The sequence below is a fragment of the Bacillota bacterium genome (genome assembly GCA_036504675.1).
Lineage (GTDB): Bacteria > Bacillota > Sulfobacillia > JAJYWN01 > JAJZPE01 > DASXUT01.
Window position 1 is genome coordinate 1 of record DASXUT010000057.1, and the last position, 2,513, is coordinate 2,513.

Annotated in this window: 3 protein-coding genes; all 3 read right to left on the reverse strand. The window is 65.5% G+C overall.

The annotated features are described in order from the left end of the window. Window positions 1-36: 36 nt before the first annotated feature. Window positions 37-795, reverse strand: coding sequence for a DUF2190 family protein (locus tag VGL40_04250; protein HEY3314476.1), 759 nt, complete (start codon window positions 793-795; stop codon window positions 37-39). After that, window positions 795-2,117 carry a hypothetical protein gene (locus VGL40_04255; protein HEY3314477.1) on the reverse strand — a complete coding sequence of 441 codons (1,323 nt, stop codon included), beginning with the start codon at window positions 2,115-2,117 and terminating at the stop codon, window positions 795-797. The genes VGL40_04250 and VGL40_04255 overlap by 1 nt, the downstream gene beginning before the upstream one ends. Before the next feature lie 15 nt (window positions 2,118-2,132). Beyond that, a partial coding sequence (locus VGL40_04260) for a hypothetical protein (GenBank protein ID HEY3314478.1) occupies window positions 2,133-2,513 on the reverse strand: 381 nt, incomplete at its 5' end.

The following is a 2,513-nucleotide window of genomic DNA, read 5'->3' on the forward strand; positions in this document are numbered from 1 at the left end:
ATTCACGCAGTTTGCTGAGTTTCACTCTTTTTCACCTCACTCCGTTACGACGTATTCGGCGACCACGTAGAACTTCCCGGCCGTGACGGCCTGGCCCGCGATGGTCGCCGTGATCTGCCGGGCCGCGGTCGTCTTCTTGAAAGTGGCCGCGGTGCCGGTCGAGACGCCCTCGTGCATGCCGGCGTCCCAGGGATTCGCGGCATTGCTCACGGCAATGGCCGCGACGATGTCATCGGCCGCCTCGGCATGGAGAGCGATGGTGCCCGCATCCGCGCCGGCCGTGGTCAGGGTCGTCAGGACCTCGACATAGGTCCGGGTGATGACGGCCTTGATCGGGATATAGACCCCGAGGCCGATGGCTCCGATGGCTCCGCCGTGGACGGCGAAGTCGTAGAGCGCCTTGACGGTCCGCTTGACCCCGACGTCCGCCGGCAGGTCGGCGATCCCCGGAGAGCCGTGGGCGAGCTTCACCGGAATGGCGGTCGTGGCGCCGGCGACGACGGCCCCCAGGGCGGTGCCGAAGTAGGCGCCGGACTGCTTCTTCGAGAGGTGCGGGTCATCGGCGGTCACGAAGTACACCGGATCGCCGATAGCCACGGCCTTGTTGCCGAGATCGTCGACGCCTTTGACCGAAAGGCTATAGACGTCCTCGGTGTCGACCATGACCTGGCCGTCGGCGTCCGTGGCCCCAAGGGCCACGCCGTGGATCCCACCCAGGGCGACAGGGTGGCCGGAGACGATGGCGGCGAGGGTGAGCAGGAGGTGCTTGCCCCTCTGGACCCAGTTGTTGGCCATTACTTGTCACCCTCTTTCTTCTGCTCGTCCTTCTTCTGCTCGGCCACGCCCAGGAGGCTGTCCATGGTCTTCTGGGCCTCCTTGAGCGCGGTCTCGGCGTCCTCGGCCTTGCCCGACCCGGCGCCCCGGATGGTCACCCGGTTCGCCTCGACGAGACCCTTGATGTAGGCCTCTTCCTCGGCCACGGCCGCCTTGACGGCCTCCTTCAGCTTGTCGTCGCTCTCGAAGGTCCGGCCGGCCAGGGACTTGATCACCCGCTCTTTAGCCATGGCGGGCAGCTTCGCTTCCTTGAGGGCCTCGACGATCTTTTCCTTGGTCTCGGCAGCGACGGCCTTCTCCCGGAGGGTCTTGTTCTCCGTAGTCAGGCCCTGGACAGCCTCGGCGAGCTTGGTGATCTTGCCCTCGGCCTCCTTGATCGCCTTCGTGACCTCGTCCTTCTTGCCGTAGACGCGGCTTTCGACCTCGTCCGTGATGGCCTGGACGATCTCCGGCCGGGACTCACGGAGTCCGTCGAGCAGCTGCTTTTTGGTCGCCTCGTCGAGGTCGGCCTCCTTGAGCTGCTTCAGCAGTTCCTTGATGTCCACCGTCTTATCTCCCTTCTGGGAATCGGGTCGGTTGCTCGCGAGCAGGCGGTCCAGCCGGCCGCCCGCCGCGCCATCGGTGACCAGGTCAACGCTTTTGACTGCCTTGATTGCCTCGATGATTTGTCCGGTGCGGCCTGCGATTGTTCCTTGACGCGTTCTGCCTAGAGCGTTGTGGCTGAGCTGGATGGCTTCGGGGTCTTCCTTGGCCAGGGAGTAGAGCGCCCGGGCGGTTTCGTAGAACTGGAGCTTGCCCCTGAGCGATCCATCCTCGGCGACATGAACCCCATGATACCGACCGGCGAGATCCCGAACAGACCTCTCCGGTCGGCCGGCCTCCTCGGTCGGCGTCGGGTGGTCGATGAACGCCCGGGCGCCCTCGTAGAGCGGCGCCGCGGCCGCCAGGGCCTCGGCCGGGTAGTATCGGCCGTTCTTTGACCAACCGGGCTGGATCAATGTCACTTCGGCCTCGAGCTTGTCGGCCGAGAACTTGGCCTCCTTGAGGGAGACGAGCTCGCCGAACTCGACGTCAGTATCGGTCGCCTCCTTCGCCCACTTGCCGCCGGGGGTCTTGTGCCACCCCGCCCGCTCACAAGCCGACCAGGCCGCGGCCATGGCCTTGTCCTCGGCGAGGCCTCGGCCGAGTTCGGTGTTAGCCACCTGGCGGAAGAGGCCCTGGGCCTCAGGCGGCAGGACGTTACGGACCGCCGGGGGCAGGTCTTCGTTGCGCATCCACGGCATCGTCGGTCATCCTCCTTACGCCTCGAGGTACTGGATGAACTCCTCGGGGCCCATGAGTTCGTCGGTGAGGTAGCAGAGACAGTTGGGGTGCGGCACCTCGGGCACCCGGTCCTTCGGATATACCCCGCCGCCGTTCGGCCCGCCGGCGGCTAAGTCGTCACAGACATCCTCCTTGGGGTGGCTGGCCGACAGGTTCCACTTGATGCCGAGGACGTAGGGCGCGGTCAGGCTCTGGTTGACATGGAGCGAGTGATAGGCGAACTGGGTCTCGGTCCTGGCCAGTCGCAGGGTGTTCGTGTAAACAGACGAGACCCCTTTCGCGTACTCCGAGGGGGTCACGACGGTCTTGCCCTGGAACGGATCCAGGAGGTATTGGCGGAGTTCCTTGGCGAGGTT